General features: G+C 65.8%; 25 protein-coding genes and 1 pseudogene. 11 read left to right on the forward strand and 15 right to left on the reverse strand.

The window, feature by feature from the left end; translation table 11 throughout:
- Positions 1–64 precede the first annotated feature (64 nt).
- The 7 genes from I6F37_RS13185 to I6F37_RS13215 form a co-directional block, all read right to left on the reverse strand.
- Positions 65–895, reverse strand: a complete 831-nt coding sequence (locus tag I6F37_RS13185; RefSeq protein WP_036013270.1) for an ABC transporter permease — start codon at positions 893–895, stop codon at positions 65–67.
- Positions 892–2,154: an ABC transporter permease gene (locus I6F37_RS13190; RefSeq protein ID WP_036013273.1), complete on the reverse strand. Its 1,263-nt coding sequence runs from the start codon at positions 2,152–2,154 to the stop codon at positions 892–894. The genes I6F37_RS13185 and I6F37_RS13190 overlap by 4 nt, the downstream gene beginning before the upstream one ends.
- A 208-nt stretch (positions 2,155–2,362) precedes the next feature.
- Entirely contained in the window at positions 2,363–3,412 is a 1,050-nt protein-coding gene (locus tag I6F37_RS13195) for an ABC transporter substrate-binding protein (RefSeq protein WP_036013275.1), read from the reverse strand.
- A gap of 64 nt (positions 3,413–3,476) precedes the next feature.
- On the reverse strand, positions 3,477–4,586 hold the full coding sequence (locus I6F37_RS13200; RefSeq protein WP_036013299.1) for an ABC transporter ATP-binding protein: 1,110 nt from the start codon (positions 4,584–4,586) through the stop codon (positions 3,477–3,479).
- Positions 4,587–4,916: 330 nt separating this feature from the next.
- Positions 4,917–6,479, reverse strand: coding sequence for a DUF4403 family protein (locus I6F37_RS13205; protein ID WP_036003399.1), 1,563 nt, complete (start codon positions 6,477–6,479; stop codon positions 4,917–4,919).
- A gap of 241 nt (positions 6,480–6,720) precedes the next feature.
- Positions 6,721–7,359, reverse strand: a complete 639-nt coding sequence (locus tag I6F37_RS13210) for a glutaminyl-peptide cyclotransferase (RefSeq protein ID WP_036003402.1) — start codon at positions 7,357–7,359, stop codon at positions 6,721–6,723.
- A 29-nt stretch (positions 7,360–7,388) separates the two neighbouring features.
- Positions 7,389–8,609: a helix-turn-helix domain-containing protein gene (locus tag I6F37_RS13215; protein WP_225151723.1), complete on the reverse strand. Its 1,221-nt coding sequence runs from the start codon at positions 8,607–8,609 to the stop codon at positions 7,389–7,391.
- A 90-nt stretch (positions 8,610–8,699) separates the two neighbouring features.
- Here I6F37_RS13215 and I6F37_RS13220 point away from each other — a divergent pair, with 90 nt between their 5' ends.
- Positions 8,700–9,494, forward strand: a complete 795-nt coding sequence (locus I6F37_RS13220) for a thioredoxin family protein (RefSeq protein WP_225151419.1) — start codon at positions 8,700–8,702, stop codon at positions 9,492–9,494.
- On the forward strand, positions 9,491–9,769 hold the full coding sequence (locus I6F37_RS13225) for a hypothetical protein (protein ID WP_225136828.1): 279 nt from the start codon (positions 9,491–9,493) through the stop codon (positions 9,767–9,769). Before I6F37_RS13220 ends, I6F37_RS13225 begins: the two co-directional genes overlap by 4 nt.
- 39 nt (positions 9,770–9,808) lie before the next feature.
- Here the strand turns inward: I6F37_RS13225 and I6F37_RS13230 are convergent, their stop codons facing one another.
- Positions 9,809–10,240 (reverse strand): cytochrome c family protein, encoded by a 432-nt coding sequence (locus I6F37_RS13230; protein WP_036003413.1) that lies wholly within the window; start codon positions 10,238–10,240, stop codon positions 9,809–9,811.
- 97 nt (positions 10,241–10,337) lie between these two features.
- Positions 10,338–11,063 (reverse strand): L,D-transpeptidase, encoded by a 726-nt coding sequence (locus I6F37_RS13235; protein WP_036003416.1) that lies wholly within the window; start codon positions 11,061–11,063, stop codon positions 10,338–10,340.
- 273 nt (positions 11,064–11,336) lie between these two features.
- Here I6F37_RS13235 and I6F37_RS13240 point away from each other — a divergent pair, with 273 nt between their 5' ends.
- From I6F37_RS13240 to I6F37_RS13250, 3 genes are all read left to right on the forward strand, one after another.
- Positions 11,337–12,389 carry a glycosyltransferase family 1 protein gene (locus I6F37_RS13240; RefSeq protein WP_074447537.1) on the forward strand — a complete coding sequence of 351 codons (1,053 nt, stop codon included), beginning with the start codon at positions 11,337–11,339 and terminating at the stop codon, positions 12,387–12,389.
- A 33-nt stretch (positions 12,390–12,422) separates the two neighbouring features.
- Complete coding sequence (locus I6F37_RS13245; RefSeq protein WP_036003432.1) at positions 12,423–13,112, forward strand: methyltransferase domain-containing protein; 690 nt, start codon at positions 12,423–12,425, stop codon at positions 13,110–13,112.
- 122 nt (positions 13,113–13,234) lie between these two features.
- Positions 13,235–13,894, forward strand: a complete 660-nt coding sequence (locus tag I6F37_RS13250; protein ID WP_025034507.1) for a membrane protein — start codon at positions 13,235–13,237, stop codon at positions 13,892–13,894.
- 306 nt (positions 13,895–14,200) lie between these two features.
- Here the strand turns inward: I6F37_RS13250 and I6F37_RS13255 are convergent, their stop codons facing one another.
- Positions 14,201–15,865, reverse strand: coding sequence for an aminotransferase class III-fold pyridoxal phosphate-dependent enzyme (locus I6F37_RS13255; RefSeq protein ID WP_225151422.1), 1,665 nt, complete (start codon positions 15,863–15,865; stop codon positions 14,201–14,203).
- 35 nt (positions 15,866–15,900) lie between these two features.
- Here I6F37_RS13255 and asd point away from each other — a divergent pair, with 35 nt between their 5' ends.
- Positions 15,901–16,764 carry an archaetidylserine decarboxylase gene (gene asd / locus I6F37_RS13260; RefSeq protein WP_036003438.1) on the forward strand — a complete coding sequence of 288 codons (864 nt, stop codon included), beginning with the start codon at positions 15,901–15,903 and terminating at the stop codon, positions 16,762–16,764.
- Between the two features lie 68 nt (positions 16,765–16,832).
- Positions 16,833–17,414, forward strand: a complete 582-nt coding sequence (locus I6F37_RS13265; protein WP_036028428.1) for an NUDIX hydrolase — start codon at positions 16,833–16,835, stop codon at positions 17,412–17,414.
- Positions 17,415–17,600: 186 nt separating this feature from the next.
- Here the strand turns inward: I6F37_RS13265 and I6F37_RS13270 are convergent.
- Together I6F37_RS13270 and I6F37_RS13275 are read right to left on the reverse strand one after the other, a co-directional pair.
- Positions 17,601–18,437: pseudogene (locus I6F37_RS13270) on the reverse strand (iron dicitrate transport regulator FecR); the annotation flags it as partial.
- 84 nt (positions 18,438–18,521) lie between these two features.
- Complete coding sequence (locus I6F37_RS13275) at positions 18,522–19,298, reverse strand: DUF2147 domain-containing protein (RefSeq protein WP_225151424.1); 777 nt, start codon at positions 19,296–19,298, stop codon at positions 18,522–18,524.
- 195 nt (positions 19,299–19,493) lie between these two features.
- On the opposite strand from I6F37_RS13275, the gene I6F37_RS13280 reads away from it, so the two are divergent.
- A complete protein-coding gene (locus I6F37_RS13280; RefSeq protein ID WP_225151425.1) occupies positions 19,494–20,405 on the forward strand; it encodes a DUF2147 domain-containing protein in 912 nt (303 codons plus the stop codon).
- A 198-nt stretch (positions 20,406–20,603) separates the two neighbouring features.
- Here the strand turns inward: I6F37_RS13280 and I6F37_RS13285 are convergent, their stop codons facing one another.
- Entirely contained in the window at positions 20,604–20,783 is a 180-nt protein-coding gene (locus I6F37_RS13285; protein ID WP_158284424.1) for a hypothetical protein, read from the reverse strand.
- Between the two features lie 95 nt (positions 20,784–20,878).
- On the opposite strand from I6F37_RS13285, the gene I6F37_RS13290 reads away from it, so the two are divergent.
- Together I6F37_RS13290 and I6F37_RS13295 are read left to right on the forward strand one after the other, a co-directional pair.
- A complete protein-coding gene (locus I6F37_RS13290) occupies positions 20,879–22,096 on the forward strand; it encodes an extensin family protein (RefSeq protein ID WP_225151427.1) in 1,218 nt (405 codons plus the stop codon).
- 100 nt (positions 22,097–22,196) lie between these two features.
- Positions 22,197–22,778, forward strand: coding sequence for a histidine phosphatase family protein (locus I6F37_RS13295; RefSeq protein ID WP_225151429.1), 582 nt, complete (start codon positions 22,197–22,199; stop codon positions 22,776–22,778).
- A gap of 18 nt (positions 22,779–22,796) precedes the next feature.
- Here I6F37_RS13295 and I6F37_RS13300 read toward each other — a convergent pair whose 3' ends face one another.
- Positions 22,797–23,138: a DUF6665 family protein gene (locus I6F37_RS13300; protein ID WP_036003457.1), complete on the reverse strand. Its 342-nt coding sequence runs from the start codon at positions 23,136–23,138 to the stop codon at positions 22,797–22,799.
- A 41-nt stretch (positions 23,139–23,179) separates the two neighbouring features.
- Positions 23,180–23,815, reverse strand: coding sequence for a TetR/AcrR family transcriptional regulator (locus tag I6F37_RS13305; RefSeq protein WP_036003459.1), 636 nt, complete (start codon positions 23,813–23,815; stop codon positions 23,180–23,182).
- Positions 23,816–24,006: 191 nt separating this feature from the next.
- Between I6F37_RS13305 and I6F37_RS13310 the strand changes: the two genes are divergently transcribed.
- On the forward strand, positions 24,007–25,317 hold the full coding sequence (locus I6F37_RS13310) for an HlyD family secretion protein (protein ID WP_225151431.1): 1,311 nt from the start codon (positions 24,007–24,009) through the stop codon (positions 25,315–25,317).
- The last annotated feature ends 25 nt before the right edge of the window (positions 25,318–25,342 follow it).

The raw sequence follows: 25,342 nt of genomic DNA on the forward strand, positions 1-25,342 counted from the left end.
GCGTAACTGCCTGAACGAAGCGCGCCTGGTTTTCACCGGGCGCGCTGTCATGTCTTTAACTTCCTCAACCCCCGCTGCCCTTGAGCCGTTCATTGCGTCGGCGCAGGGCTTCCAGGGTGGCGAGCAAGATGACCGAGACGGTCGTCAAGATCACGGCCGCTGCCGTGATGGTCGGGCTGATGTTCTCGCGGATGCCGCTGAACATCTCGCGCGGCAGGGTGCGCTGCTCGGGACCCGCCATGAACAGCACGATCACCACCTCGTCGAAGCTGGTTGCGAACGCGAACAGCGCGCCTGATGCCAGACCCGGCAGGATCAGCGGCAGGATCACGCGACGGAACGCGTAGATTGGCGAGGCGCCGAGCGAGGCGGCCGCGCGTGCCAGATTAGTGTCGAAGCTCTGCAGCGTCGCCCCGACCGTGATCACTACGAAGGGCGTCGCCAGCGCGGTGTGAGCCAGGATCAGGCCGAGATAGCTGCCGGTCAGCCCGATCGGCGCGAAGAAGAAGTACAGGCCGACCGCGGTGATGACCCCGGGCACAACCACCGGCGACAGCACGAAGGCCAGCACGAGCGGCTTGAACCGGCTCTTCCACTGCGCCAGCCCCAGCGCGGCCAGCGTGCCGAGGACCATGGACAACAGCGTCGAGGCGACGCCGATGATCACGCTGTTCTTGAGCGAGTTCATCCAGCGCGGCGAATTGACGAAGTCGTCGTACCAGCGCAAGGAAAGGCCCGGCAGCGGATAGGTGAGGTACGAGCTGGAACTGAACGACAGCGGCATGATCGCAAGGATGGGCGCGATCAGGAAGATGAACACCAGCGTGGAGACAACGATAGTCGCGGTCCACGCGATGCGCTGGCTGGGGGTGCGCAAGGAGGAATTGTCGCTCAATTCTTCATCCCTCCCGTGACCTGCTGGCCCTGCACCAGCTTGCCGTAGACGAGAGCGAGCAGAACGGTGGCGAGCAGCAGCACCGCGCCCAGCGCCGAAGCAAGGCCCCAATTGGCCGTCTCGGTCGTGTAGAGGGCGATGAAGTAGCTGATCATCTGGTCGGCGGCGCCGCCGACGAGGGCCGGCGTGATGTAGTAGCCGAGCGCCAGGATGAAGACGAGCAGGCTTCCCGCGCCGATGCCAGGCAGGGTCTGCGGCAGGTAGATCCGTAGGAAGGCGGTGAGGGGCGGTGCACCGAGCGAAGCGGCGGCACGCATGTAGGCGGGCGAGATCGCCTTCATGCTGCTGTACAGCGGCAGGATCATGAACGGCAGCAGAACGTGGGTCATGGCAACGCAGACGCCGAAGCGGTTGTAGATCAGGCGCAAGGGTGCGTCGATGATGCCGAGCCAGAGCAGACTATCGTTCACGACGCCCTTGCTCTGCAACAGGACGATCCAGGCGCAGGTGCGAACCAGGAGCGACGTCCAGAACGGCAGCAGTACGAAGATCATCAAGAGGTTCGACCGGCCGGGCGGCAGCGTCGCCAGGAGGTAGGCGACCGGAAAGCCGAGAATCAGGCAGAGGGCCGTGACAGCGAGGCTGATGAGGAAGGTGCGGAGGAAAATGTCGCGGTAGATGGCCTGATCCGGTGGTGCGGCGACGATCGCGCCGTCGGCGTTTCGCGTCAGGTCGAGCGCGGCGAGCAGGTAGAAGCCGGTGATCGGGCCGCCGGCGTCCTTGATCGTGGTCCAGGTGGCGCGTTCGCGCCAGGCGGGGTTGATCCTGCCCAGCGTCTCCCTGGCCGTACCGGGCTCAGGCACCGCCTTCAGATTGCGTCCTGTGCTGGTCAGGATCGTGCGGAAGCCGTTCAGCGCGTAGTTGAGCCGTTTGGCCGCAATCGCAAGGGTGCCGGCGGCGCGCGCCGCCAGGATGTCGCTTGCAAGCGCCGCATAGGCGTTTTCATCCGGCAAGTCCTTGCCGTCCCAACTGGCAAGAGCAGCGACCGTTTGCGGCAGGACCTGACGCACCTCCCAGTCCTCGACCGAGCGCCACAGCATGCCGGCGATGGGACCTGCGAAGGTGAAGAGCAGAAACAGCAGAAGCGGCAGGACCAGCGCCAATGCCTTGACCTGGCGTGTCCGCTCCGCACGCCTCAATCGGCGTTTGAGCGGCACCTCAGTCTTGTTATCGGCGCCGAGCGCGGGCGCTGCTGTCATGGAGAAAGCCTCTTGGAGCAGCCTGAGCAAGCGCCTCGTCCTTCGAGACGACCGCTTCGCGGTCTCCTCAGGATGAGGCTCATTGACATTGGTGCCAGTAACGTCGCTGCCACAGACTCAGACCTTCATCCTGAGGGCCCGCCGTAGGCGGGCGTCTCGAAGGATGCGCCACGGGCGAGTTGTCCGCGCGCACCTCTAGCTGCTCCCGCTATTTCGCGGCCCATTTGTTGAAGCGCTCGGTCAGGCGGTCGATGTTCTCGAGCCAGAAGGCCACGTTGATCTCGACCGCGTTCTTGATGTTGTCAGGCGCCGTCGGCAGGTCCTTCAGGACGGCGGGCGCGAGCCGGCCGGCGGCATCCTTGTTCGAAGTGCCATAGGCAATGTTCTCCGACAGCTTGGACTGGTTCTCCGCCTTTCCGACGAAGTCCAGGAACTTGTAGGCCGCATCCTTGTTCGGGCTCCCCTTCAGGATGACCCAGCTGTCGAGGGTGAAGAGCGCGCCGTCCCACACCATGCCGAAGTTCTTCTTCTCGTTCTTGTTCGCGGTGTCGATGCGGCCATTGTAGACCGAGGTCATCGCCACCTCGCCGGAGGCGAGCAATTGCGGCGGCTGCGCGCCGGCCTTCCACCAGACGAGGTCGCCCTTGATGGTGTCGAGCTTCTTGAAGGCGCGCTCGATGCCTTCGTCGGTCGCCAGCACCTTGTAGACGTCCTTCGGTGCGACGCCGTCGGCCATGAGGGCGATCTCCAGCGTGGTCTTCGGGCCCTGGCGCAGCGCGCGCTTGCCCGGAATCTTCTTGGTGTCGAAGAAGTCGGCCCAGCCTTTCGGGGCCTCCTTCAGCTTGTCCTTGTCGTAGCCGAGGACGAAATCGTAGAGGATGGCGCCGACCCCGCAAGGATTGACCGACGGCGGGATGTAGGCGGCCTCGCCGCCGATCTTGGAATAGTCCAGTTTCTCGAACAGGCCTTCCTCGCAGCCGACCGCGAGCTCATCGCTCTCGACCTGGACGACGTCCCAGGTGGCGGCGCCTCCCTGCACCTTGGCGCGCAGCACGCCGACGCCGCCGTCCCAGGATTCGTCGTTCATCGCGATGCCGGATGCTTTCTTGAACGGCTCGAAATAGACCTTCTTCTGGGCCTCCTGATACGCGCCGCCCCACGAGACGACAGTGAGGTCACGCGCTTCTGCGACATTGGTCAGCGCGACACCGGCGCCCAGTGCCGCGGCGAAACCCAGAGCAATCTTGCGCTTCAGCATGGTCTTCGTTCCTTCTTCATGTGAGTTGCGTTGACATCGAGTGTCCAGCTTCGCCGCCGACGGATCAGACGGGATCGAGGGCGAGGCAGTCCTCCGGGCGGAAAGTGATGAACACGCTTTCGCCGTGTCTTAGGCCGTGATGCGCTGCCGGCTGAAGCTTGACCATGAACTCGGCGTTGCCGGCCACATCCAGCACGGCCAGCGCGTGGTCGCCGAGATAGATGGTGTTCTGCACTTTTGCCGGCAGCCGGTTCGGTCCCTCACTGGAATTGCCATTGGGAATTATTGCGACACGCTCCGGCCGCACCGACAGAGAGGTCGATGCGCCTGCGCCTGACACGTTGACCGCCCGTGCGGCGACTGTGCTGCCACCGGCCAGCGCGACGCGGCAATAATCCCTCTCCACGGTTTCCACGGTGCCGGCGAGCACATTGTTCTCACCGATGAAGTGGGCGACGAAGCTGTTCACGGGATGCTCATACAGCGCGTCGGGGCGGTCGATCTGTTGCACGATGCCGTCGTTGAATACGGCGATGCGGTCCGACATCGTGAGCGCTTCGCTCTGGTCGTGGGTGACATAGACGATCGTGATGCCCATCGTCTCGTGCAGCTGCTTGATCTCCAGCTGCATCTGCTCCCGCAGCCGCTTGTCCAGTGCGCCCAGGGGCTCGTCCATCAGCACGAGCTGCGGATTGAACACCAGCGCGCGGGCCAGCGCCACGCGTTGCTGCTGACCGCCGGACAATTGCCCGGGCCGCCGGTGCGCAAAAGTTTCCATCTTGATCATGCGCAGCGCCGCGCTGACGCGCTCTTGCGTCTCCGCCTTGCTCGACTTGCGAACCGAGAGCGGGAAGGCGATGTTTTCCGCGATCGTCAGGTGCGGAAACAGCGCGTAGTTCTGGAACACCATGCCGATGTCGCGCCTGTGCGGCGGCACGTTCTTGATCGGCCGCTCGCTGAGGTAGATCTCGCCATGGGTCGGCACCTCGAAGCCGGCCAGCATCATCAGCGTGGTCGTCTTGCCCGATCCCGACGGGCCGAGCAGGGTGATGAATTCGCCCTTCCTGATGTCGAGGTCGAGGTTCTTCACCACGAGATGCTCGCCATCATAGGTCTTTTGAATGCCGGAAAAACGCACCAGCGCCGGCGCAGGCGTGACCATGCCGGCTTCCATGTTGTCCTCGCGTTGTCCCCTACAATGCGCGTGCGAGATTAGCATCCTGCAGCGAGAATGCCAGCGGCGCAAGCGACGAGGAATTGTGCGGGTCCGGCGAGTGGCGGGACAACCGCCTCTGACGGGTGGCGGCGCCTGCACGCACGCCTCGTCCTTCGAGACGGCGCTTGCGCGCCTCCTCAGGATGAGGCTCATCGGCGTCCGTGCTCGTTGCAACAGCTGCCGCGCACTCCGCCCTCATCCTGAGGAGCCCGCCCAAGCGGGCGTCTCGAAGGATGGCCGCAGGGAAGAGCTCTCACATGCGACGGCCCTGCGATGCGCAGGGACGCGCTACATCCCCGACAGCTTCGTCACGAATACGTTCAGCGAGCCGCCGGCTTCCGCGACCACGCGCAGGGTCTTGGAATCGAAGGCGATGTCGGCGAGAGTGAGGCTGTCGATCCTGGCCTCGACCTTGAGGCCGTCCTCGCTCTTCTGGTAATCGGCGATCGCGGCGGCGATCTTCTCGCGGGCGTTGGCGGCGATCGGCTTCAGATCCAGGGTTGCCCTCTGCAGCAGCGCCTGCTGCATCTGCGGGACGACGGCGCGGGCGGCGGCACCCAATAGGCCGAAGGCGGCCTCGGATTCCAGCGCGAGCTGGATGTCGGTGAGCCGCAGCGTCTGTTGCGCCTGGTCGAGCACCGGCCGGCCCCAGATGTGCACATTCGCCTCGGCGCCGAGGCCGAACCAGCTCTTCTTCTCCTTGGCGCGCACCAGAAGCGAGATCAGCAGTTGGTCGCCCGACGGGATGACGTTGGCGCTCTTGACGGTGACGTCGACCGGGCCGGAGCCGTCCTCCGGATAGGTGCGGCCGACCATCTGCGCTGCGATCAGCTTGTTGATCTCGGTGAAAGGCACGTCGATCGGCACGCCGATACTCACGCCTGTGCCGGTCGGCGGCACGATCGAGATCTTGTCGGGGAACGGACAGTCCGGCTTGGTCGGCGTCGAGGTCACGCGTGTCTCGGCTTCGAGGCCGAGCAATAAGGTCACGGCCTGCGCATCGACGCGCGGCTGCGCCGCGATCGCGCGCACCGGCTTCATCTCGAGCCAGAGCGGCGGCAGCGAGGAACCCGAGCCTTGCAGCGGGATCGAGCGGCAGGCCTTGATCCATTGCGCCTTGGCATTCTCGCGCAGGCTGGGATCGTTGCGGATGCGCTCGGAGACGGCGTTGATCTGCTCGCCGACGGTCTTGTCGATCAGCGGCTTGACCTGCGCGGGCACGTTGACCTTGGCGCCGGCGACGTTGAGGTTGGTGTCGCCGAGATTGACCTGGGCGCCGAGATTGGGCTCCAGATACCAGGCGGCGGCGAGCTTCGGGCGCGAGGTGACGACGACGTTGCCCTTGATCTCCGCGCTCGCGTTCAGGTTCTTGATGTTGACCGCGCCGATCCGCTTCGCGGCGTCGCCGCCGAGCACGCTGCCAAGCGCATCGCCAAGCGCGCCTGTGGCCTTCGACGACAGAGAGCCGGTCACGTTGAGCTTGCCGGTGAGCGGGGTCGAGATCGTCAGCACGTCCTTGTCGCCGGCTGCCGCCATCGGGCCCCGGGCGGCGGACCAGCCGATATCGGCATTCTCCAGGATCTGCGAGATCGGGTTGTCGGCCTTGCCGGCGAAATTGCGCGGCGCGGCCTTTTCGGCCTGCTCGCGGATAGCCGACAGCGCGATGGCGACCGGCGCGATCACGATGGAGCTCTTCGAGGCCGGCGGCAGCGGCTGCAGCTGAGCGACCGGCGGCGCCGAATCCGTCGCGCGTGGCGCCAGCAAGTCCATCGCCTTCAGGCTGATGAAGAACGACGCCGCGAGCACCGCGACACCGATCAGGATAGTCTTCAGATTCCACGTCAGACGCATCAATCCCCCAAGTCGCCCCGACGGGGATTCTACAGGGCGGGCGAGGAGGGCGCTAGAGCGCACCCGTTGGGTGGAATTGGGGCGAACAGGTTACGGATTGTGAACGCGCCGTCGGCGTGCCGTCACGCCAGACCCAAGGACTAAAGCGCGATGCGATTAGGATGAATCGTCATCGCGCTTTAGGTTGTTGTTTGAGCATGATCTTTTCGGAAAACCGCTTCGCACTTTTCCGGATCATGCTCTAGCTTTGCCGCGGGCGCCGGACCGCTCTCACCTTGCCGCGATTGCCTCCGCCGCAGAAGAAACGGTCACCGCCGTCCGATTCCAGGCCTGACACGATCGTGCCGGCGGGCATGTCGATCTGCTCGATCACTTGTCCCGTTTCCGGGTCGATCCGACGCAAATCGCTCTGTTCGTTCTCCCAGGTGCCGTGCCAGAGCTCGCCGTCCACCCAGGTCACCCCGGTCACGAAGCGCTTGCTCTCGATGGTGCGGAGGATCTTCCCCGTTTCGGGATCGATCTGATGGATCTTGCGGTCGCGATACTGCCCGACCCAGAGCGAGCCCTCGGCCCAGGCGAGGCCGGAATCGCCGCCGCCGCCCGGCGCCGGAATGGTGCCGAGCACCTTGCCCGAAGCCGCATCGATCTTCTGGATGCGGTCCTCGGCGATCTGGAACAGGTGCCGTCCGTCGAACGCCGTTCCCGCATGCGCGGCGACGTCGATGGAGCGGTCGATCCTGCCGTCGGCCGGATCGAGCGCGTTCAACTTGTCGCCGGAAGCGAACCAGACGCGCGTGCCGTCATAGGTGACGCCATGCACGGCCTCGACGCCTGGAAAGGGTCCATACTCCGTGACGATCTCGGCGGCTGAACGTTTCATGTGCTTGCTCCCTGTGCTTAACGCGCATCCTACGTCTTCAGGAGCGGCGTGGGGAGTAACAAGCCTGTCGGGAAACCCGGAACGGGCGGCGTCATCCAGCGGCGCGCCCGTCCGTGTCCGAACGACTGCACCTTGCCCGACCGCGCCAGCTCCTCGAGCGCGCGCTGCACGGTGCGCGGACTGATGCGAAGCGCAAGCGCGAGCGCCGAGCTCGACCATGGCTCGCCGCCGGTAAGAAAGGCGAGGACGGCGGCGTGCTTCTCCTCAACGGGCCGCGCCAGCACGAGGACGTCGCGCGTCTTCCGCGGCGCCAGCACGAAGCCCTGCTTCGTCGCGCTGATATCGGCCAGCGGCGCGAGCTTGGTGCGGAGTCGTCCGATCTCGACGCGCAGGCGCGCGCGGTGCGATTCGTCGGCGTGCCTGGCTTGAAAGGCGCCGGATATCAGCGTCTCGCGCGAGACATCCGCAGGCCATGCCTGCGCCAGGAGACGCGCGAGCGCGAACAGCACGGGACGCGTTCCAAGCGACACCGCGACGCCTTGCCTCCGCACGACGTGATGGAAGGTATCGACGACGAGCGCCGTCGAGGTCGCCAGACGTTCGACCTCTCCCAGCAACAGCGGATGTTCGCTGCCGCGGGCGATCAGGCGTGCTGCCGGCGTGTCGAGGATCAGGCTCGCGCTGTCGACCTCGGCCACGAGCGCCGGAATGGCTGCAAGGCGCGCCGCGTGAGCCGCGCGGCCGAGCGCCGTGCGCGCGTCGTTCGTTCTGAGCCGCCTGATGGCGATGCCGGCGAGCACGAGCTCGCGGACGACCTGCGACGCGGGCGGGAGCATCGCGGGACGGACTTCGGCGAGGGTGCGCTCGGCCTCGTCGAGGCGCCCGACCAGAAGCAGGCGGCGCGCCTCGACATGGCCCGCATGGGCGGCATTGACGAGATCGCCGTGCTGTTCGAGCGTCGCGCGTGCCGCGGCGAGCGTCTTCACCGGCCAGTTCAGATCGCGCGAGACCAGCGCGATCTCGGCTTCGGCCACCAGGCATCTTGCGCGTGCCACCGCCTCGCGCGGACCGAAGGCGCGCGCGGCGGTGCGCAGCAGCAACTTGGCCTTGGCGAGATCGCCCAGCTGCGCCATTGCGATGCCGCGCAGCGCCAGCGACGGCGCATCGTTGCGCAGCGCGACGCGGTTCAGGGCGCCGAGCGGATCACCGGCCTCTAAGGCGCGCGCAGCGGCAGTGATCAGCGATTCCATGTCAATCCCGCCACACTTGTTACTCCCACCGCGCAACCGCTTGGTGCCAGAAGTCGTTGGCAGGACGTCGAGCAAAAGCTTTGGAGAGTCATGATGACATCAGCAGAAAAAGCAGGAACCAACGGACACACCGCCATGCAGACCCCACCGGTGGTGTCGCCGCAGGACTGGGAGGAGGCCCGTCTGCAGCTGCTCGTAAAGGAGAAGGCGCATACCCGTGCCCGCGACGCCCTGGCCGCCGAGCGGCGCCGCATGCCGTGGATGGCTGTCGACAAAACCTATGCGTTCGAGGGGCCCGGCGGCAAGCTCAGTCTGCACGACCTGTTCCAGGGCCGGCGGCAGCTGATCGTCTATCGCGCCTTCTTCGAGCCCGGTGTGTTCGGCTGGCCCGATCACGCCTGCCGCGGCTGCTCCATGGTGGCCGACCAGGTCGCCCATGTCTCGCACTTGAATGCCCGCGACACCACGCTGGTGTTCGCCTCGCGTGCGCCGCAAGCCGACATCGTCAGGCTGAAGCAGCGGATGGGCTGGATCATGCCCTGGGTCACCATCACCGACAGCTTCGATGCCGATTTCGGCGTCGACGAATGGCACGGCACGAATGTGTTCTACCGAGACGGGACACGCATCTTCCGCACTTATTTCGTCAAGAGCCGCGGCGACGAGCAGATGGGTGGGACCTGGAACTATCTCGACATCACCCCGCTCGGCCGCCAGGAGGTGTGGGAGGACTCGCCGAAAGGCTATCCGCAGACCCCGACCTACAAATGGTGGAATTGGCACGACAGCTACACCGAAGGCGCCGCGCCCGACAAGCGATGGGTGGAGATCTCGGACGCCGGCGAGAAAGCCTTCCGCGAGGAGGCCGCGGGAGAGCGGAAATGACCGGTCCGGTCAGCGCGGTCCCCAGCGGCCTCCCCGACGGCGTCGCGGCCGCACGCCACCTCGCCAGATGGCTGGGGCTGGCGGCCACGCCGACCTTCGCCATCATGGCCGTACTGACGGCTTTGCCCGGGGGTGGGCCCGCGGAGATGCTGTGCGGCGCCGGGCAGGGCTCTCTGCTCGGCGGGATGGTGCCGATGTATCTCTTGATGAGCGCGTTCCACGCCGCGGCGTGGCTGAGGCTGATAGCGGAGTGGCGGGGCGCAGTCAGCCGGTAAGCGCACCGCAATCGCACAGCGGAAAGAGCGCGTTACGATCTATTGCCCGCCCGCCGCTTGCAGATACGCAACCACCTTACCCGCTTCGTCCTTCGAGATGCCGCCATAGGGCTGCATCTTGTGGCCGGACACGACCTCGTCCGGCTTGACCATGAAGCGGGTGAGCTTGTCCTGGTCCCAGGCGAAGCCGGCTTCTTTCATGGACGAGGAGTAATTGTAGTCCGGCAGCGAGCCGGCCTTGCGTCCGACGATCTTGTTGAGATTGGGACCGAGGCGATTGTCGCCTTCCTTCATGGAATGGCAGGTGCGGCAGGAATTGTTGAAAGCCTGCTTGCCGGCGTCGTCAGGCGCGGGTTGCTGCGCGAGCGAGGCGGGCGCGGACACGAGCAGCGTCAGTGCTCCGGCGCCGGCGAGGGCGTGCAGCCATGGGCTTGGCGAGGGTTGCCTTCGTGGTCGCATTTGCGCCTCCATCGGGGATTGCGCCGCAACAGGCGCAACGGGATGTCAGGGCAAACGAAAACGGCCCCGGTGGGTTCCGGGGCCGTTCGCGTTACGTTGTCCTGTCGCTTCAGCGGCTCGCGGCGCCGAGGTCTGCGCGGCGCTCGGTCATCGGCAGCACGATCACCTTGGTGCCGACGTTGACGCGGGAATAGAGGTCGGTGACGTCCTCGTTGGTCATGCGGATGCAGCCGGAGGACACGCGCTTGCCGATCGTTTCGGGGGCGTTGGTGCCGTGGATACGGTAGATGGTGCCGCCGAGATACATGGCGCGCGCGCCAAGCGGATTGCCGGGGCCGCCGGCCATGTGGCGCGGCAGATAGGGCTGGCGGGCGATCATTTCCGGCGGCGGCGTCCAGGCCGGCCACTCGGCCTTGCGGCTCACCGACTGGATTCCGGACCAGGTGAAGCCGTCGCGGCCGACGCCGATGCCGTAGCGCAATGCCTGGCCATTGCCGAGCACGTAATAGAGATAGGTGTTGGGCGTATCGATGATGATCGTGCCCGGCGCTTCGCGCGTCGCGTAAGAGACGGTCTGGCGGCGGAAGCGGGCCGGCAGCTCGACCGCGTCCTGATCCTCGGGCTCGGTCTGGTAGGTCGGCGCCTGATAGGGCTGATACGACGGCTGATACGGCTGCAGCGGCTGCGGCGCGGTCATCGGCGGCAGCGGCTGGAAGAACGGGAAGATCTGCACCGGCGCGGCCTTGGCTGCACCTGCAAATGCGATTGCGGAAACCGCGACGGCACTGAGTGCAACGGCGCGCGAAAACGTCTTGAACGTGTCCAGATTGAACATGTGATCGCCCCTGTTTGCTCGGTGTTTTGCTCACCGCGGCACCGTTGCGGTGCTCCGTTGCCTGAATTCCTAACGGCAAAACGTTTCGGGACATTTGCGCGGAAAACCGAAAACGGTTTCACGGCGGCAAGAATTGTTTCATGACAGTTTCGTGGCCCCGCCGGCTCGTTAACGAACAAAACAGCGCGCCGACACTTCTGTGACGTCACACGCCTGAAATAACCTTCGTTGATGGTCGATGCCTGAGAATCATCAAACTCTCGGGATATTCCCATGCGGGTATTAATCGCGACGGACGCCTGGCATCCGCAGGTCAACGGTGTGGTCCGCACCCTGACCTCCCTGGCGAATGCGGCCAAGACCCTCGACGTCGAGATCGACTTCCTCACTCCCGACGGCTTTCCGTCCTGGCCGCTGCCGACCTATCCGGGCCTGCGCTTTGCGCTGCCTTCGGCGAAGGAGATCGCGCGGCGGATCGAGAAGGCCGCGCCGGAGGCGCTGCATATCGCGACCGAAGGCCCGATCGGCTGGGCGGCGCGCGCCTATTGCCGCCGCAACCGGCTCGCCTTCACCACCTCCTACACGACCCGCTTTCCGGAATACGTCTCGGTGCGGACCGGCATCCCGGCGGGCGTCGGCTATGCGGTGCTGCGCCATTTCCACGATGCCGCCGCCATGACCATGGTGGCGACGCCCTCGCTGCGGCAGGAGCTGTCGGAGCGCGGCTTCAAGCGGCTCGGCTTCTGGACGCGCGGCGTCGACACCGGGCTGTTTCATCCCGACGCTCCGGCACAGCTCGACCTGCCGCGCCCGATCTTCCTGACGATGGGGCGCGTGGCGGTGGAGAAGAATCTCGAAGCGTTCCTCTCGCTCGACCTGCCCGGCACCAAGGTCGTGGTCGGCGACGGTCCGCAGAAGGCGGCGCTGGAGAAGAAATATCCGGACGCAGTCTTCCTCGGCGAGAAGAAGGGGGCGGATCTCACCGCGCATCTCGCCGCGGCCGACGTATTCGTGTTTCCGAGCCTGACCGACACCTTTGGCGTGGTGCAGCTCGAGGCGCTCGCCTGCGGCACGCCGGTTGCGGCGTTTCTGGTGACGGGCCCGAAGGACGTCATTGCCGATCACCCGATCGGCGCGATCGACCACGATCTGCGCACCGCCTGCCTGCGCGCGCTCACGATGTCACGCGAGACCTGCCGCAACTTCGCGCTGGAGCGCTCCTGGGAGAACAGCGCGCGCCAGTTCGTCGGCAACCTCACCTCACTGCAGCCCAGCCGCTCCTTGCGCGCCTCGCCTCGCATGGCGCGGCGGCCGGTGCGCGGCTGACCGTTTATTCGAACCACAGCGAGAACCTCATCGATGGCTAAGATCATGAACCTTGACGGCACCCAGCAGCTCGACCTCACGCGCGGCACGGTCGAGCAGGCCTATGACCGCTGGGCGCCGGTCTACGATCTCGTGTTCGGCGGCGTGTTCGCCAAGGGCCGGCAGGCGGCGATCGCGGCTACCAACAAGATCGGCGGCCGCGTGCTCGAGGTCGGCGTCGGCACCGGCATCTCGCTGCCGCTCTACGCGCCGAACCTGCGCATCTTCGGCACCGACATCTCGGAAGCGATGCTGGACAAGGCGCGGCGCCGCGTGACGGAGCAGAAGCTGAAGAACGTCGAGGGCCTCGCGGTGATGGACGCCGAGAAGCTCGAATTCCCCGATAATTCCTTCGACGTCGTGATGGCGCAATACGTCGTCACCGCCGTGCCGAACCCGGAGAAGGCGCTCGACGAATTCGCCCGCGTGCTGCGTCCGGGCGGCGAATTGATCATCCTCACCCGCGTCAGCGCCGACACCGGCATGCGCCGCTTCATCGAGCAGAAGCTGCAGCCGGTGGTGCGTCCGCTCGGCTTCCGCACCGCCGAGTTCGCCTGGTCGCGCTACGCCAAATGGCTCGCCGGCGCGCACGGCATCGAGCTTGCCGAGCGCCGCTTGATTCCGCCGCTGGGACACTTCTCGCTGGTGCGCTTCCGCAAGGTCGACGTCGCCAAGGCGGCGTGAGCTTACGCGTCTTTCGTGCGTCATCGCGCCGCTGCACATCGTCACATGACAAAATGATGATGTCACACGGCCTACATCGAATCTCTGTAAATCCTGAACCCGAAAGCATTTTGGGGATGAGCATGATCAAGAACTATCTCGAGCAGCTGCGGATCCAGCGCTGGGACGACCATCGCTACTATCACCACAGCCGCATCAATCAGAGCCTGCACTTCGTCAGCGCGCTGAGCTTCCTCTTTGCCTATGTCTGGCTGTTCATCGATCCCGTCGTCTCGGCGCTGGTCGGCTGGCTGGTGTCGATGACCTCGCGCCAGGCTGGTCACTTCTTCTTCGAGCCGCACACCTACGACCACATCAATCAGGCGACGCACGAGTACAAGGAAGAGATCAAGGTCGGCTACAATTTGCAGCGCAAAGTGGTGCTGATGGCGATCTGGGCGCTGTCGCCGCTGGTGCTGGTCGTCGACCCCACCCTGTTCGGCATCTTCACGCCCTGGCAGAGCGCGACCGACTTCATGCGGCAGGTGGCGAAGATCTGGCTCGTGGTCGGCGGCGGCGGCCTGCTGTTCCGCACCGTGCACCTGTTCTTCATCCGCGACGTCGAGACCGGCCTCGTCTGGATGACCAAGATCCTGACCGATCCGTTCCACGATTTGATGCTCTATCGCGGTGCTCCGCTCGCTTTGATGCGCGGCGAGCTGATGGATCCCGGCCTGCACCTCAATCCCGAGCACACGCTGGGCTTCATCGACGAGCCCGTGCTCGAAGAGCAGCACGCTTGAAGCGCGCCGCGCACGCGACACGCTTCGATGTCTAATGGCTACGTCATGCCCGGGCTTGTCCCGGGCATCCACGTGTTGGGGACTGCGAACGCGGTGCTTCCTTCACCTCTCCCCGCGTGCGGGGAGAGGTCGAATTTGCGCGGAGCGCAAATTCGGGTGAGGGGGGCTATCCGCGGGGGTGCTGCCAGATTGTCGTGCGTCAACGCTCACCGCACGCGCGGAGAGTCCCCCTCACCCCGACCCTCTCCCCGCAAGCGGGGCGAGGGAGAAGGGCGAGCGGTGATCGGGGCCAAGTGTCAGAAAGCCTCAGCGCCCGAAGCGCTTGGCCAGCATCTCTTTCAGGATCTGGCGCTTGATCTGCTTGTTGGTGAGCACGCCATCGTGCCACCAGAAGCCGTCGGCCTTCATCTTCTGCGCGGCGCGGACGAAGCGGTCGGCGACTTCGGTGAAGTCGGCGTCGGTGTAGTTGAGGCTGAAGATCAGCCGTCCGGTGCCGACCCAGCTCAACGCCAGGCCTTCGGCGCGCAGGTAATATTGCAGCATCCAATTGTAGCGGGACGGCGTGGTGTATTTCACCGTCCAGATCGAGGAGAAGTTGGCGAAGCGCACCGGCAGGTCGGCATCCTGCATCATCTGGTTGAGCTTCTTCACGCGCCCGTTCCAGGTCTCCTCCAGCCCATCATAGACGGCGCGGAAGTTCGGGCTGGCGAGGCGGCTCAAGAACTCGTCCATCGCCGTCATGACGTAGGGGTGCGAGTTGAAGGTGCCGCGGGCGAAGCAGATGTCGGCGGGGCGGTCGTCGCGGAAGCGCCGCATCAATTCGCGCTTGCCGCAGACCACGCCGACCGGCAGGCCGCCGGCGAGGCTCTTGCCGTAGGTCACCATGTCGGCGCGCACGCCGAAATACTCCTGGGCACCGCCGGCAGCGAGGCGGAAGCCGACGAAGACCTCGTCGAAGATCAGGACGATGCCGCGCTGGTCGCAGACCTCGCGCAACTTCTTCAGCCATTCGGTGTAAGCCGCGCGATCGAAGTTGCCGCCGCGCGAGGAATCGACCAGCGAGGAATCGCCGGGCGCGTTGGCGTTGGGATGCAGCCCCTGCAGCGGGTTGACCAGCACGCAGGCGATGTCCTTGCGCGTGCGCAGGACATGCAGCGTCTTCTCCGACATTTCGGCGAGGGTGTAGGTCTCATGCGCAGGAATGGGATTGCCGACGCCCGGCTGCACGTCGCCCCACCAGCCGTGATAGGCGCCGGCGAAACGAACCAGATGCGTGCGCTTGGTGTGGTAGCGCGCCAGCCGCACCGCCTGCATCACGGCCTCGGTGCCGGACATGTGGAACGAGACCTCGTCGAGGCCGGAGATTTGGCAGAGCCGCTGCACATTCTCGAGGATGACGGGATGGTAGGGCCCGAGCACGGGTCCAAGCGCGTGCGCGCGCTTCTCGGCGCCCTCGATGCACTCCTTGTAGAAGTCGTTGCCGAAGATGTTGACGCCGTAGGATCCTGTGAGGTCGTAAGCAGTGTTGCCGTCAACGTCGGTGACGGTGACGCCGCGCGAGGATTCCATGAAGGTCGACGTGCCCAGATGCTCGCGGACGAGACGCGAGAACTGGAACGGCACGCGGTAGCTTTCGGTGAAGTTGAGATCGGAGATCGTCTCCGCGGCCTCCTTCGTCATCGCGCGACCCTTGGGGTAGCGCTCGGCGTAAAGCCTGGCGAGACGGAAAAAGGCGTCCTTGCGTTGCGCTGCGATGTTCGCCGGCGCGCCGTCGCAGGCGAAGTATTGATCACCCTCGAACTCGTAGAACGGCAGCAGCCGCGCCACCCGGCGCGACATCTTCGAGTGCCCGGCCAGCGAGCGGTGCTTGGCGCGGGAGAGTTCGACCCGCGCCTTGATCTTCGGGAGGACGGCGGCAGCGGACGCTGCGGCGGCCACGGACATCGAGAGAATCGGGAGTGTCGTTTCCATGACAACAAGCGCTAAACCTGCGAGCTGACAGATTCATGACAGTCAAAGCCCTCATCGCCTCTTTCACCCAGCAGGAAGACCTCAACTTCCTGTTGACCAACCGCATCCCGCGCGCGGCCCTGACCCGCTTCATGGGCTGGTTCTCCAAGATCGAGAATCCCCTGGTGCGGGACTTCTCGATCGCGCTGTGGAAGCTGTTCTCCGACCTCGATCTGTCGGAGGCGCGCAAGACGCAGTTCAGCAGTCTGCACGACTGCTTCACCCGGGAGCTGAAGCCGGGCCTGCGGCCGTTCGATCCTGATCCTGCAGTGGTGGCGAGCCCCTCGGACGGCATCGTCGGCGCTCACGGGAAAATCGCGGACACCGAGCTGTTCCAGGTCAAGGGCGCGCCCTATTCGCTGCTCGATCTCGTCGGCGATTCCGCGCTGGTCGAGCAGCACCGCAACGGCTCTTTCGTTACGCTGCGGCTGACGTCGAGCATGTATCACCGCTTCCATGCGCCTTATGACGCGCACATCGAGCGGGTCACGCTGATCCACGGTGACGTCTGGAACGTCAACCCGATCGCGCTCAAGCGCGTCGAGCGTCTGTTCTGCAAGAACGAGCGCGCGGTGATCCGCACGCATTTGTCGACCGGCGAAGCCGTGACGCTGGTGCCGGTGGCGGCGATTCTGGTCGCGAGCATCCGCCTGCACTTCCTCGACATGGTGCTGAACGCGCAGACGCGCGGCCCGGTCAATTTTCCCTGCGACGTCAACGTGAGCAAAGGCGAGGAGCTCGGCTGGTTCGAGCACGGCTCGACCATCATCATCCTCGCGCCCGGCGATTTCTCGTTCTGCGACGGCATTGCCGAGGGCACGCGCATTCGCGCCGGTCAAGCGCTGCTCAGGAGAAAGTAGCCTTCAATCCGCCGCCCCCGCCGCCTATATCGTCGGGCGGGGACGATTCGATCGATACGGATGTGACGATGGCGCGGGCGCCGGTCATGGCGGCGGGTGGTATTGTGTTGCGGCGCGCGCCGGTGCCGCTGGTTGCAGTCGTGCGCCAGCGCAAGCGCAACGAATGGGTCCTGCCCAAGGGCAAGCTCGACGACGGCGAGACGCCGAGGGAAGCCGCGCACCGCGAGGTGTTGGAGGAGACCGGCCACGACGTGGCCGTGCACGAATTTCTAGGCACGCTGGTCTATCAGTCCGGCGGGCGCTCCAAGGTCGTGCATTACTGGCGGATGGAGGCCGACGGCGGGCCGGTCCGCAAGCTGATGAACGACATCAAGGCGGTCGACTGGCTGACGCTGGACGACGCGATCGCCCGTCTGTCGCGCGAATACGAACGCGTCTTCCTGACTCAGATCGGACCGATCGCGCTCGCGGCGGCAGGGCTGGCGCCTCTGTTCGCCCCGGAGCAGGTTTCCGAGCCGGTGTCGCCGTTGGCGAAAGACGACATCCATGCATCATTGCAGACGCTGACACAAGCGGAAGCAGCTTCCGTCGATGAATTGCGGCATGGCCTGTTGCGGAAGGTGAAGGCCTGGCTGCGCGGCGAAGCGTGAGTTATTTACGCGCAATTTCAGTGCGGCATTGAAGGTGCACCCTCTCCCCTTGTGGGAGAGGGTGGCTCGCCGCAATAGCGGCGAGACGGGTGAGGGGTCTCTATCCTCACGAGCGGGTCCGGCGAGTGGATAGAACCCCTCATCCGGCGCTTCGCGCCACCTTCTCTCACAAGGGGAGAAGGAAGACTATCGCCGCTCCTTCTCCTTCGGAGCGGGCGCGGGTCTGTGCGGCGCTGCGGGACGTTGCGCGGCGGGGAGGCGTGGCTGGAAGCCGCCGGGGCGCTGCATACCTGGTTGTTGAGCCGGAGGCTGGCCCGGTTGCAATCCTGTGCGCGGCAATGGCTGCTGCGGATCTGCTTGCTGTCTCCCGCCCGGTTGCGGCGGCACGATTCCTCCGGGCTGAATCTGTCCATCACGCTGCGGCAGGATCTGTGGTGCGCGTGGACGGCCGGCACCTTGCGGCTGGCTGGGCTGCGGTTGCAAGTGTTGCTGCTGCCCGGCACGCGGCGTGCCCGGCCGAACCGTGCCGCTTTGTTGTCCTTGTCCCTGCCGCTGCGGCGGCTGCGTACCTTGCTGTCGTCCCTGCCGGCTCGGCGTGCCCGGCTGCTGCTGACCCGGACGATTGTCCTGTCGCGGCTGGACGTTCGGTCGTTGCGGCTGCCGGCCTGGGGTTGTCGTCGGCCGCAATTGTTGCTGCTGCGGCGGTTGTGCCGGCCGCGGAATGCGGCTGAGCGCAGCCGGATTGGCGCGACGGAAGTCGCGCTGCTCGATGACGATCTGCCGGCCCGCAGTCTGCGCCAGATGCACCTGGCCGACGAAGCCGCGGTCGCGCGCGATCTGCTGCGCGGGAATTATGATCGGCACGGCAGCAAAGCGCATGCCGCCGGCCGTGGCTGCGCCCGCTCGGATCGCAAAGCCGCTCGCGGCTTGCGTCAGCGCGCCGAGCCGCGCGCCGCTCGCGCGTTCCTCGACATCGATGTGGCCGACCCGGCCGTCGGCGTCGGGATAGAGCTTGATGTTGACAATTGCGGTACGAAGAACGTGGATGCCCGGGACAAGCCCGGGCATGACGAAGAGTTGTCTACTTTTCGCGATGCGCTCCGCGGGTCAGCTCACGCGCTTCCAGGTCTGGCCGCCGCAGAACATGCCGCCGAAGGCGCAGCCTTGCACGCGCATCGTATTCGGACCTTTCATCGAGATCGTGGAGTCGTAGTTGCGGCCGGAGTTGGGATCGCGAATGCGGCCGCTCCACTTCGATCCTTCGGGCTTCATGTTGATCAGGATGCGCTCATTTGTCTTCTCGGCAAAGCCGCAGAGATTGGCGCCACACTGCTCGACGCGGACATTGCCCTTGTTCTCTTCGGTCGCCCAGATGCCGATCGGCGAGTTCGCTGCGGCCACGGGCGCGGCAGCCACCGGAGCCGGCGCGGGAGCCGCGGCGACCGGAGCGGGGGCGGCAACAGGGGCAGGCGCAGCAACAGGAGCAGGCTGCGAGCTGTCGTAGCCGACAGAAGGAGCGGCGGCAGCGGTCGCGGCTGGGGCAGCGGGCGCGGCTGGCGCTGCCGGCGCAGTCGCTTGCGGCACGGGCTGCTGCTGCACGGGAGCCGGCGTGGGTTGCGCCGTCGTGGGCGCCGGAGCCGGCGTGGTGTCGTCGTCATCGTCCTTGGAGCCGCCAAGACCCTTGAGGTTGATGTTGTTCAGCTTGATCGGCTTGTCCGACAGGCCCGGCGCGACGATGGTCACGCAATTGAGCGAAGCGCAGTTGCGCGGCGTCTCGATGCGGATGTGCTGGCCCTCGATCTGGAACGAGATCGAATTGCCGGCATGCGCGGCGGCGGTCGAAGCCAGGAAGAGGGCGGTGGCGGCGATGGAGAGCTTGTTCATGACAACCTCCGAAAATAGCGCGGTCCCGATATGGACTGGTGTCGCTGGTGAATGAAGCGTGGTTCGACCCTACGCCGCGGCGGTCGGGCGTTCTGTGATGGGCGTCACAACGAGCGAACAACGCCTGGGTGATGCAGCGCACATTCAGCCGCGCCTGCGCTGCGTAACGTCGTCGCGACACCGAGGGAAACGCAGATGCAGCGGCTTGCAACCTGGCTTGCCACCTGTCTTGCCACCTGTCTTGGCACATCGATCGCGCTGCTGGCGGTCGCGCCGACGGCGCAGGCCGGCTCCTACACGTTCTCGATCGGCGGCAGCCGGTTTCATGTCGAGGCGCCGCGCAATTGCCGATCCGCGTCCTGTATCACGGTGGCCTCCAGGCGCAGCCTCAGGCCGACGGACGATGTCGGCACGGCACGAACTGTGCAGCCGGCGCCCGCGCCGATGGTCCAGGCGCCGCAGCCGGCTTGTCCGGCGGCAGCGGTCAAGCCGCCACAAGCGGCTGTGGTGGTGCCGCCACCGGCGCCTCCCGTTCTTGCCGCGGCGTCGTCGCAGCCTGTTGCACCGCCGCCGGCGCCAAGCTTGGAGATTTCGAGACTGGAGACGTTGAGCCCCGGTCCGCCGCGGGTTGACCTGGAGCGCATCGACCAGCCGAAGTCCGCCGCGCTCGAACCGCCGCGCATCGAGCCGCCGGTCATCGTTCCGAGCACCGAGATCAATCAGACTGCAGCGGTGGCGCAGATCAGCACTGACCCGGGCCACGCGCTGCTCGGCGAATGGGAGAGTCTAGGTGCCAAGGGCACGGTCCGCATCGAGCGCTGTGGAGCTGCGTTGTGCGGTTACGCGCTCAGTGAAGCGTCGAGCCGCGGCGAGAGCGTGCTCGTCCACATGAAGCCGAAGAAGCACAATGTCTGGACCGCCAGCATCTACAGCCGCTCCAGCGGCAACACCTACTACGCCACGATGACGCTGAAGAGCTCCGGCCAGCTGCACGTCGAAGCCTGCGCGCTCGGCCGCTTCTGGTGCTCCGGCAACGACTGGACGCGGGTCGAAGCGCCGCGGGAGGAGCTGATCACGACGTCACCTCAATGGAGCGCGCGGTCGTAGCTCGCGGCGATGCGCATTGTTGTGCCCTCGCCCCTTGTGGGAGAGGGCAGCTCCGCTGGTCGACACGAATTCACTTGGGTGAGGGGTTGTCTCCACAAGCACTGTGCCGCGAGGATAGAACCCCTCATCCGTCGCGCTTTCGCGCGCCACCTTCTCCCACAAGGGGAGAAGGGAAGAGAGTCACTGTGTGCTTTGAGTCTAAATCATCCCGAGCACGATGGCGCCGACGAAGGCCATGGCGAGGTAGGCGGTGATCACGCTCAATCTGCCGGCGAACGTCATGAGGTCGCTCCCTCGGTGCGCGCTGCTTGGCGCGCAGCCCTTATGGTTAACAGAAAGTCTCTTTTCGAAAAAGTCAGGCTCGCTGTCGCTCGTCATCGGCAGCAACCGGTGCCGCCGCGCCCGGTATGGTTAAAGAACACTGAAATCAACACGTTGAAGAGTCTTTAAGTAAATTCATCGAACGTCCGTGCATGACGCGCGGAGTTCGTTTGTATCTCGTCGGCTCCATCGTCCTTGTTTCGCTAGCGGGTTGCGGTCGCGGCTTCTTCCAGGCCGAACGCGAACCCTGGCGGGCCGAGGCAGAAGCCGCATGCCTGAAATCGGGCGCAGTCAAGGAAAGTGCGGACATCGTCCGCATCGACCCGATCTCCGGGCCTGGCAGCTGCGGCGCCGAGTTTCCGCTCAAGGTCGCCGCCATCGGCGAAGCCTCCGGCACCTATGGCTTTGCCGACGAGGCGCTGCGTCCGCCCGGCAGCATCGGCAACCAGCCGCGTTGGCCGGTGCGGCCGCAGTCGAATTATCCGCAGAGCCAAGGCTATCCAACATCGTCCTATCCGGCATCGTCCTATCCGCAGCGCTCGAACTATCCCGAGAGCGCGGTGCGCCAGCCCGCCGGCTACGGCACGTCGTCAGGGCCGATGTCGCTCAACGCTCCCGGCGTGGCCGCGCAGGAGGACGAGATCGATCTGCCGCCGGAGGGCACCGATGCCGCGGGGGCGGCGCGCTACATGAACACACCGAGCTATCCGGCTCGTCCGGCGCCCTACTCGCAGGCGCCTGCGCAGCAGCCGCTGCCGCGTCTTGGTCCTGCGCAGGGTAATCCCGTCACGAGCGTCGGTCCCGTCGCGATCAAGCCGACCGCGACGCTCGCCTGTCCGATCGTGTCCGAGCTCGACCGCTGGCTCGCCGACACCGTGCAGCCGTCGGCGATGCGCTGGTTCGGCGTGCGCGTCGCCGAGATCAAGCAGATCTCCGCCTATTCCTGCCGCGGCATGAACGGCAATTCGCGGGCCCATATTTCGGAGCACGCCTTCGGCAACGCCCTCGACATTTCCGCCTTCGTGCTCGCCGACGGCCGCCGCATCACCATCAAGGACGGCTGGCGCGGCATGCCGGAAGAGCAGGGCTTCCTGCGCGACGTGCAGGCTGGGGCCTGCGCGCACTTCACGACCGTGCTGGCGCCGGGCTCCAACGTCTTTCACTACGATCACATCCATGTCGATCTGATGCGCCGTGCCAGCCGCCGCCTGATCTGCCAGCCGGCCGCGGTGTCGGGCGAAGAGGTTGCCTCGCGCGCGCAATCGCGCAGACCCTATGCGAGCGGGCGCGAGCCGTCGGTGACCGGTTCGCTCGGTGCTCGCAAGAGCACGATGCACAAGCGGGAAGACGACGACTACATCGACGAATAGCCCGATTTGCCAGTAGCCCGGATGGAGCGAAGCGCAATCCGGGAAAAACTGTCCCCGCATTCCGCTTCGCTCCATGCGGGCTACGATCGCGTCAAAGGCAATGTCTATCGTCCGCTATCTCACCCACCCGCAGGTGCAAATCGATCCCGATGTGCCGGTGCCGCAATGGGGCCTGAGCCCGGTCGGTCGCGCGCGCACCGAAGCCTTGGCGAATGCAGGCTGGCTTGCAAGCACGACGCAGATCGTCTCCAGCGGCGAGCGGAAGGCGATCGAGACCGCCGAGATCATTGCCGCTCGTCTCGGACTGATGATCAAGATCCGCGAGGCCATGCACGAGAACGACCGTTCGGCGACCGGCTTCCTGAAGCCGGCCGAGTTCGAAGCCGTCGCCGACCAGTTCTTCGCCGCGCCTCATCTCAGCGTGCGCGGCTGGGAGCGTGCCGCGGATGCACAGGCGCGGATCGTGCGCGAGGCTGAGGCGGTGCTGGCGCGACATCGTCCCGGCGACGTCCTGTTCGTCGGCCACGGCGCAGTCGGCACGCTGCTGTTCTGCCACATTGCGGGCCATCCCATCGCCCGCATCCACGATCAGCCCGCCGGCGGCGGCAACTGCTTTGCGTTCGCGCGGGAGGGGCGGCGCGTCCTGCACGGGTGGCGCGCAATGGAAGAAGTCGGGACTTGAGCTCAGCGGAGCCGGAGTTCATCCGGCGGCCGGCTTCCGCGGCGCGGGTGCCAATCCCATGCAGCGCTGCACCTCACCCGGGACGTTGTAGGTGCGCATGATGTGGCGGCTGTCGCGCAAGCCGGACGCCTCGCGTTGCACCACGAACATCCAAAGCGCCTGGCCGGCTTCCAGCACCAGCTTGCGCCTGGCCGGTTGCATCGCTTCCGGCACATCGGTCGCTGCGTGGGCGGCGTCGAACTCGCGCAAGCGCGACAGGCTCTGTTCGAGGGCGCGGCCCATCCGTCCAAGCGCCGAAGCCTGTTCCTGGACGATCTCGTAGTGGAGGATGTCGACCGGCGGGCGAAGATCACGAGACATGGCCGCAATATAGCCGCCCGGCCCACAGGCGCAACGCGCGGCTACTTCGCCTTATACGCCGCCAGGAACATCCGCGTTGCGCTCTCGACCACCGCACTCATGCGCTGTTCCGACGGCGCGGGCGCCGCCTGGAACACGAAGGGCAGGAACAGCGAGGCCTTGCTGAGCTCCATGAACTGCGAGGCGGCGAGATCGCAATCGTCGATCGCGAGATCGCCCGAGGCGACACGGGCCTTGAGATAGTCGGAGAGGCGGTTGATGCTCTTGTCCAGCACGCGCGCATAGTAACGGCGGCCGACATCCGGCATGCGCTCGGCGATCGCCATCACGGTGCGGATCGCCGATCCGCCACCGGGGCGGCAGACCAGGTGAAGATAGGCGAGGCCGAACTCCTTCAGCGTAGTCTCGGCCTCGCGCTCGGGATCGAAACTGAACACGACCTGGCCATGCTGGAGCGCCTCCTGTTCGACGATGGCTTCGAACAGCGCGAATTTGTCGGCGAAATAGACGTAGAGCGTGCCCTTGGAGACCTGCGCGGCGCGGGCGATCTCGCCCATGCTGGCGCCGTCGAAGCCAAGATCCATGAACACCTTGCGGGCGCCGTCCAGAATCTGGCGGCGCTTGGAATTGTCCTCGTCCGGGACGATGTGCAATTGTTCGCCGGCAGCTACAACCATTGGTTTAGGGTCTCGGCAGCTTTTTGGTTCGGATCAGGGCCATGAAACGCCAACGAAGGATTCGCGGCATTAAGGTCTGCAGGACATAATCTCTATATTGACCGAACCGTTCGGTCAATGGTATTTGAGATGTAGCGAGGAGACCGCCCGCAACAGCGGGCGCCCTCGGTTGCGTTTGTGGGGAGGCCTGGATGGCCGCATCGAGAGACCAGACGGCTCGCGTCCTTCGCCAGGAAGCGGTGGAGGGCCAGGCGGGCGGCGATCCTGGCTCCGAGGCATCCGCACTCCCTGCCGAGCAACTGCGCCCTCATGTCGCCGAGGAGGCGAAGCGTCCGACCCGCGAGGCGCCGGAGAGTCCGGTGACCGACAAGCCGCCGGCACCCGGGGCGGAAGCGCCCGCCGCCGCTGCGCCCAAATCCGGCAAGCGCAAATTCGTCCTGACCGGCCTCGGCCTCGCGCTCGCGTTCGCCGTTGCGGGCTATGCCGGCTATTACACGCTGGTCGGCCGCTTCTACATCTCGACCGACGATGCCTATGTCCGCGCCAACAACACCATGCTCGGCGCGCGCGTTGCCGGCCATATCTCCGCGATCCTCGCCGGCGACAACACGCCCGTCCAGGCCGGCGACATCATCTTCCGCATCGACGACGGCGATTACAGGATCGCGGTCCAAGCCGCCGCGACCAAGATCGCGACCCAGCAGACCACCATCGATCGCATCGGCCGCCAGGTCGCCGCACTCGATAGCCAGGTCGCCCAGGCCAAGGCGCAGCTCGTCTCCGCGGAAGCGGGCCTCAAGCGCGCCGACCTCGATTACAAGCGCCAGCAGGCGCTGAGCAGCAAGGGCTTTGCCTCGCGCGCCACCTTCGAAAGCTCGGAAGCCGGACGCGACCAGGGCGCCGCCGCGGTCAAGGCTGCAAAGGCCGCCTACGAGGTCGCCGTCAGTAATGTCGACGTCGCCAGGGCGCAGCAGGCCGAAGCGCAGGCTCAGCTTGCCGAGCTCAAGACCACGCTGGCAAAGGCCGAGCGCGACCTCGGCTTCACGCTGGTGCGCGCGCCGGTCAACGGCACGTTCTCGAACCGCCTGGTCAACACCGGCGACCTCGTCGCGGTCGGCCAGCGCCTCGGCAACATCGTGCCGCTGGACGAGGTCTATATCGATGCGAATTTCAAGGAGACGCAGCTCAAGCGCATCCGTCCCGGGCAGCCCGTGACGATCAAGGTCGACGCCTACGGCATGCGCAAGTTCTCCGGCGTGGTCGACAGCATCGCGGCGGGCGCGGGCTCGGTGTTCACGCTGCTGCCGCCCGACAACGCCACCGGCAATTTCACCAAGATCGTGCAGCGCGTGCCGGTCCGCATCCGCGTGCCCAAATCGGTGGCGAAGCAGAACCTGCTCCGCGCCGGCATGTCGGTCTACGCCACGGTCGACACTAACAAGGGCGCGGCCGACGCCGACAGCGAGGTCGATCTCGACGATCCCACGGTCCATCCGCAGTAGCCAGCCCTAGCACTGCGAGATCGAC

The organism is Bradyrhizobium sp. NBAIM08 (assembly GCF_020193935.1).
GTDB classification, from domain to species: Bacteria; Pseudomonadota; Alphaproteobacteria; order Rhizobiales; family Xanthobacteraceae; genus Bradyrhizobium; species Bradyrhizobium yuanmingense.